Here is a 4504-nt window from a genome sequence, read left to right as displayed (position 1 = left end):
AATATATTCATGCTGACTATTCATAAAATTATACCCTCCAGTAGTCATAAATAAATTATATTGTACTGAAAAAGTTGCCGGTTCATATATATATATATAATCATGAATTTTGTCAGTATCTTTAGTTTTATAAACTTTTTTTACCTCACACTTAGTTAACAAACATCTCTCCATTATTTGTATTTCATTTGTTCTTTTAATTTTAACTACATAGTCAGAGTTTTCTAATAAATCGTCAAGGGTTATTATATCTGTAGTGAAATACTTATCTTGTATATCTTCAATTCCCACATAGAGTTTTTCTGAGTTTGATGACAGTAAACTAATATCTATGTCATTGATATATGAACTTCTTGTTGCTATTCCTACAATTATTGCTATAAAGGTCAATATTGATAATGAAAATATAATAATTCTTCCTCTACTTAATTTCAATTAAATCAACTCCTGCTAACAATTCTACCATTATCTATTTTGTATACTTCATCAGCTAACATACTGATATCTTCTTTGTTATGGCTTGCAATTAATATTGTTGCTCCTCTCTTTTTCTCTTCTAACAATATATTTCTAACCATACTTACAGATTCTTCGTCCAAAGAATTTGTTGGTTCATCTAAAATTATTAAATCTGGTTTTTCCATTATAGCTTGGGCAATTCCTAATTTTTGCTTCATTCCTAGTGAGTATTTTTTATATATTCTATCATCTTTTGGAGATAGTCCAACCCTTTCCATTGCTTCTTCAATTTCAGATCTAGAAATTTTATTCTTTATTGAAGCTAATATCTTTAAATTTTCATAACCAGTATATTCATTCCAAAATCCTGGAGCTTCAATTAAAACTCCTAAGCTTTCAGGAAATGAATAATCTTCGTTTAAATGCTTATTATCTACAATTATTTCACCGGAAGTTGGTCTGATTAGTCCACAAATAGATCTAAATAACATGGTTTTTCCAGAACCATTTCTTCCTAAAAAACCATAGATATTTCCTTTATCTAGATTCAAATTTATATCAATTAATATGTCCTTATTTTTTATTTTTTTGCTTAAGTTGGTAATAGTAATATAACTCATTTTTTCCTCCTTAACAAATGTCCATTTTATTTATAATTTTTTTACTAAGTATAATAACTAGAAATATTAAAATAACTAAATATATAAACGAAAAAGTAAAATTAAAACCGCTAACTACATAAGTAGAAAAGTATGAGTAGCTACTTATATTTATAACAGAATCATGCCAAGTAAATATTGATTGAACAAAGGGCATATATTTTATTGGACTTGTATTCAAGTTATTAGAATAAATAAGATGACATAGAAATAAATTTATGTACTCAGTTAATAGTACAATAACAATAGAACTAATATCATCCAAGATTAAAGACAAGGTATTACATATAATTATGATTAAATAAGTAGATAAACTAACAAGAACCATCTCAATTATTATAATTTTAATTAGATATATGGAATCTATTATTTTGAATTTAAATATTATAGCTAAAAGGAATGAAATAAAAAATTGAAATAGATAATAAGTGAATATATAAATAAATAATCTAGCGTACTTACTAAGTAGCCATATACTTCTTTTATCAGTTCTTGTAAAAATATATGTTCCTAATTTAGACATATCTTTCCTTGTTTCGCTGCCTAAAGCAAAAAGTAAGAGAATATGATTTAATGAGTAAAGTGATATATTTATAATGTAGTAACTACTATCTATTTTAAGATCACCGTATTGATATAGAAATATTAAGCTCATATCTTTATTTGATATATTCATTAGGGGTAAGGATACAAATATAAACGATATAAAATTGATACAAAGGCCAATTATAATATATTTAGACCACTTAATATTAAAATTAAATGTTTTTTTGAATATATTATTCATTTTAGTAAATCTCCTTAGTTTCTAACATATAAGTAGCTAGCAAATCTATTGTTTTAATTAGCAAAAAAGTTCCCAATATACACAATATATTAGGATAATATTCAATGTAATTATTTCTTAACGGAATGGAAATATAGGTATCAATTTTAAAAGCGTTTAAGTGAAATAATGAGCATAATTGATTGTATAAAAGTAGTATTGATATAGTTGATACAAAACTAAGAAACATATTTCCTAAAAGATATGAAATTATATTATATATTCTAGAAGCCGTAAGATAAAACATAAATTGAGAAATTGTGCATATTAGAAAAAATACTAGAGTATCAATGGTGACTTGATTTTTTGATTCTGCTCTAATGAAAGATATAGGTATAATTATTATATTTGTAACTATTGTGTACAAAGCACATATAAGAGCAGAACTCTCTTTTACTCTATTCCACCATTTATAAATGTGGCTATACCTTAGTATAACCTTGTACTTATACATAAGCTTAAATACACAACTATTTATATATAATAGGAAGGGTATAATTACCAATAATAAGCAATAGCTTGAAAAACATGCATTATAGATAGTTAAATAATCAATATTTGGCTTTCCTAATGCATAAATTGAAAATAAGATAAAAAAAATACATAATGTAATAAATGAATAAAGTATTCGTTTTTGCTTAAATATTTTATTATATAATTCCATAATTGTCTCCTTATATTTCTAGATATCTATTTCATCTTTTTTTGCAATTATATATAAAATAATAGGTAATAGTGCTAAAATAAGAATCCATCCAAACAAGCAATTAGGGGTTCCTGTTTTGCTATCGTATAAATAATTTTTTACACTAAACTTTTCAACCTTGAGAACAAAGAAAATAATATCTGATAAAGTGTAAAAACCAAATACCCCTAAAACAATTTGCAATATTTTTGCTTTCATTAAAAAAGATAAACTCAGAATTAAAACTGCAAATAGAGCTGCAATTAAACTTATGATTACAATATGCGCTATATTATACAAATAAGGACTGTTTAATCTAGTTAAATCAAGAAAATCAGTACTGGTATAGTTTGAGTAACCTATGTCATAACTTGGATAAGCAGAATTATTATCATACCCTTTTAAGGGAAATGCAATAAGTGTTAACAATTCATTAAGTGTTAGCGTTAAAAAAATGTGATAAATGTAAGAATAAAGGTCACTAATACCTTTGCTAAAAGATAACTCTTTTTATTAACTCTTGTAATAATATTTTTATATACCCCAGTATTATAATCTCTAAAAAAGGAATCTGAATTTATCATAAAGGCTACTAAAGGGAGTGCTATAATTAAAAGATCTATTATTGTTCTAGATGCTAGGCTTCGAATAATATCCACTTGATGTGCAGATCTAACAGAACTAAGATGATATCCATAATATCTTTCACAATTTATAAAAAATGATATCAAACTCAATAAATACATAACGGAAAATGTCATCTGAAATTTTTTGCTTCTTATGCAATTTTTAAATTCAATGATAATTAATTGTTTCATAATAAAACCTCAATTCTAACTATTCTTAAATAATAGATAATATACTTATAAGTTAGAAGATAATAATAAATATTATCTTCTAACTATGTAAATCAGCTAAATATTATCTGAAATCACATCTACCACTTACGATGCCCCAGAACGTTAATTTATCCATCTCTTTTAGACCCTTTGATTTTTAATAAATTATGAAAAATGATTAATAATTACGTAATTATCTATAAACAAGCTTGTCCTAGTAAGAATAACACAACATCAATACAAAAAATGTAATATTATGACATAAACTATAAATGAAATTTTGATTTTTTTCGACTCTGTTTTTCATCAATGTGTTATTGGTTGTAGATTTTTGTATTTTAGATTTCTTTGTTTAAATTTTATGTTAATATTTAAAAGATTTATGGCTAAAAGTATAAAAAGTTGTAAAGATATTATTAGGACCTCGAATATATTTTATCAATTATAAATTTAAGGAAATTAATAAGCTAGGGTATGATGACATGGTTTTATAATATAGATGATTTGTAAGGCCACGATCAATTTTATGTCTAAGGTCTTGATATTGCTAAGTTTTGGGGATATAATAAAAAAAGAGTTTTTGAGAAAGCTAAAAATAGATAATTAAGCTGAACAAGTAAATAAAAGTATTTATTTGCTTCCATGGCGCAGCTGGTAGCGCAACTGATTCGTAATCAGTAGGCCAGGGGTTCGAATCCCCTTGGGAGCTTTATTAAAATCAAGGGTTTGATATATTAAACTCTTGATTTTTCTATTTTGATTGGAGAAAACTAAGTGAAATAAAATACATTAGATTAGACATACTGTTTTTGATTACTGTTTAATTTTTTCATAGAATTATTATTTAATACTTACGGCGCTTCATGCGTCGTATTTATTTCTCTATAGGAAATTATATATTTAAGAAATTGTGGATAAGTTCGATAAATTACCTATAGGAGTATTAAATTGGGTGATTATTTCTATGAGTAAGATAACTATTAAAAGTATACTTGAAGATAAATTTGAAGAATTTTGGGAAAAACTTTCGTATAGG

4 protein-coding genes and 1 tRNA gene are annotated in these 4504 nt (G+C 24.9%); 1 reads left to right on the top strand and 4 read right to left on the bottom strand.

Going from position 1 to position 4504, the window contains the following annotated elements; genetic code table 11:
• The 4 genes from N3C_RS11740 to N3C_RS14775 form a co-directional block, all read right to left on the bottom strand.
• The coding region (locus tag N3C_RS11740) for a hypothetical protein (RefSeq protein WP_143312668.1) at positions 1-435 on the bottom strand (435 nt) is incomplete at its 3' end.
• A gap of 5 nt (positions 436-440) precedes the next feature.
• Positions 441-1079 (bottom strand): ABC transporter ATP-binding protein, encoded by a 639-nt coding sequence (locus tag N3C_RS11735; protein ID WP_074366216.1) that lies wholly within the window; start codon positions 1077-1079, stop codon positions 441-443.
• 1547 nt (positions 1080-2626) lie between these two features.
• A complete protein-coding gene (locus N3C_RS14870; protein ID WP_143312667.1) occupies positions 2627-2848 on the bottom strand; it encodes a hypothetical protein in 222 nt (73 codons plus the stop codon).
• Between the two features lie 227 nt (positions 2849-3075).
• The gene (locus tag N3C_RS14775; protein WP_083604538.1) at positions 3076-3447 is read right to left on the bottom strand and encodes a hypothetical protein; all 372 of its coding nucleotides are present in this window, start codon (positions 3445-3447) and stop codon (positions 3076-3078) included.
• Positions 3448-4104: 657 nt separating this feature from the next.
• On the opposite strand from N3C_RS14775, the gene N3C_RS11715 reads away from it, so the two are divergent.
• A tRNA-Thr gene (locus tag N3C_RS11715) sits at positions 4105-4177 on the top strand.
• Positions 4178-4504 lie beyond the last annotated feature (327 nt).

Origin of the sequence: Clostridium sp. N3C (genome assembly GCF_900095445.1) — a bacterium.
Taxonomy (GTDB): domain Bacteria; phylum Bacillota; class Clostridia; order Clostridiales; family Clostridiaceae; genus Clostridium_AU.
This window is presented reverse-complemented; position numbering and strand designations above follow the sequence as displayed.

Coding starts and splice junctions, on each gene's coding strand:
- N3C_RS11735 (WP_074366216.1), bottom strand. CDS start 1,079: ATGAGTTATATTACTATTACCAACTTAAGCAAAAAAATAAAAAATAAG.
- N3C_RS14870 (WP_143312667.1), bottom strand. CDS start 2,848: ATGAAAGCAAAAATATTGCAAATTGTTTTAGGGGTATTTGGTTTTTAC.
- N3C_RS14775 (WP_083604538.1), bottom strand. CDS start 3,447: ATGAAACAATTAATTATCATTGAATTTAAAAATTGCATAAGAAGCAAA.